The 2,623-nt window shown below is 58.3% G+C and carries 1 protein-coding gene; it reads right to left on the reverse strand.

What is annotated here, in order from left to right:
- Nucleotides 1-2,623, reverse strand: a 2,623-nt coding sequence (locus tag ABLO27_RS27075) for a VCBS domain-containing protein (protein WP_353037216.1), incomplete at both ends; no start/stop codon positions are given.

Genomic DNA, 2,623 nt, shown 5'->3' on the forward strand with positions numbered 1-2,623 from the left:
CAAGCCTGCCGCGTTCACTTCGAATGTGCCGTAGGTTCCGACGGTACTTTCTTGAGGTGTGAAGCTCGGGTTGTCGACAGCATCGGCGTCAGAGACCGACAGATTGCCCGTGGTACTGAAGATGTTGTCTTCTTCAACCGAGCCTTCGGCATTCCCCGTGATGACGGGACCGTCTTCCTCGCCTGTCACCGTGATGGTCACGTCCTGGGTAACAACCTCACCATCTTCCGTGGTCGCCTCGACGGTGAAGACTTCCTCGAACTCCTCACCTCCTGCCAGAACCTGGGCAGCCGCATTGTCCAAGGTGTAGATCCACAAGCCAGCAGCATTCACTTCGAACGAGCCATATGTCCCGGCCGTGCCTTCCTGAGGCGTGAAGCTCGGGTTGTCATTGCCGTCCACATCACTCACCGACAACGTTCCAGATGTCGTCAGGATCTCGGCATCTTCAGTGACAGCTCCTTCGGAATTCCCAGTGATGACAGGCCCGTCTTCCTCACCGGTCACCGTGATGGTGACATCCTGCGTGACCACCTCACCGTCTTCCGTCGTTGCTTCAACAGTGAAGACCTCTTCGAATTCCTCGCCACCAGCCAGAACCTGGGCTGCGGCATTGTCCAGTGTATAGGTCCACAGACCAGCCGCATTCACGTCGAACGTGCCGTAGGCTCCGGCTGTGCCATCCTGGGGTGTGAAGCTTGGGTTATCGATGGCATCGGCATCACTCACCGACAAATTGCCTGTGGCACTGAAGACATTGTCTTCTTCAACCGAGCCTTCGGAATTGCCCGTAATGACAGGCCCGTCTTCTTCGCCAGTCACCGTGATGGTTACATCCTGGGTGACCACCTCACCGTCTTCCGTGGTCGCTTCGACAGTGAAGACTTCTTCGAATTCCTCGCCACCGGCAAGCACCTGGGCTGCTGCGTTATCGAGTGTGTAAGTCCACAAACCAGCCGCGTTCACCTCGAACGTGCCGTAGGTTCCGGCCGTGCCTTCTTGCGGTGTGAAGCTCGGGTTGTCGACAGCATCAGCGTCAGAGACCGATAGATTGCCCGTCGCACTGAAGACATTGTCTTCTTCAACCGAGCCTTCTGCATCCCCTGTGATGACAGGCCCGTCCTCTTCACCGGTCACCGTGATCGTCACATCCTGGGTGACAACTTCACCGTCTTCCGTGGTCGCCTCGACCGTGAAGACCTCTTCGAATTCCTCACCACCGGCAAGAACCTGAGCGGCGGCGTTGTCCAGCGTGTAAGTCCACAAGCCAGCCGCATTCACTTCGAACGTGCCGTAAGTCCCGACCGTGCCTTCCTGGGGTGTGAAGCTCGGGTTGTCGACAGCATCGGCGTCAGAGACCGACAGATTGCCGGATGTCGTCAGGATCTCGGCGTCCTCATCAACTGCACCCTCAGCATCCCCTGTGATGACTGGTCCGTCTTCCTCACCTGTCACGGTGATGGTCACATCCTGGGTGACAATTTCACCGTCTTCCGTGGTCGCTTGGACGGTGAAGACCTCTTCGAACTCCTCGCCACCGGCCAGCACCTGTGCAGCTGCATTGTCCAGCGTGTAGGTCCAAAGACCGGCAGCATTCACTTCGAACGTGCCGTAGGTTCCGGCGGTACCTTCCTGGGGTGTGAAGCTCGGGTTGTCGACAGCATCGGCGTCCGAGACCGACAGATTGCCGGATGTCGTCAGGATCTCGGCGTCCTCATCAACTGCACCCTCGGCATCCCCTGTGATGACGGGTCCGTCTTCCTCACCGGTCACTGTGATGGTCACATCCTGGGTGACAATTTCACCGTCTTCCGTGGTCGCCTCGACGGTGAAGACCTCTTCGAACTCTTCCCCACCCGCCAGCACCTGGGCTGCGGCATTGTCCAGTGTGTAAGTCCAAAGGCCAGCCGCGTTTACTTCGAAGGTGCCGTAGGTCCCGGCCGTGCCTTTCTGTGGCGAGAAGTTTGGATTGTCGGCGGCATCGGCGTCAGAGACATTCAACGTTCCAGAAGTCGTCAGAACTTCGGCATCTTCAGCGACAGCACCCTCGGCATTTCCAGTGATGACGGGACCATCTTCCTCGCCGGTCACCGTGATGGTGACATCCTGCGTGACCACTTCGCCATCTTCCGTGATCGCTTCGACTGTGAAGACCTCTTCGAACTCCTCACCTCCTGCCAGAACCTGCGCCGCGGCATTATCCAGCGTGTAGATCCACAAGCCAGCCGCGTTCACTTCGAATGTGCCGTAAGTCCCGGCGGTACTTTCTTGAGGTGTGAAGCTCGGGTTGTCGACAGCATCGGCGTCCGAGACCGACAGATTGCCGGATGTCGTCAGGATCTCGGCGTCCTCATCAACTGCACCCTCAGCATCCCCTGTGATGACGGGTCCGTCTTCCTCACCGGTCACTGTGATGGTCACATCCTGGGTGACAATTTCACCGTCTTCCGTGGTCGCCTCGACGGTGAAGACCTCTTCGAACTCCTCTCCACCGGCCAGAACCTGGGCAGCCGCATTGTCCAGCGTGTAGGTCCAAAGACCGGCAGCATTCACTTCGAAGGTGCCGTAGGTTCCGGCGGTGCCTTCTTGCGGAGTAAACGTTGGATCGTCGTTCCCATCCGCG

The organism is Roseibium sp. SCP15 (genome assembly GCF_040329435.1).
GTDB lineage: Bacteria > Pseudomonadota > Alphaproteobacteria > Rhizobiales > Stappiaceae > Roseibium.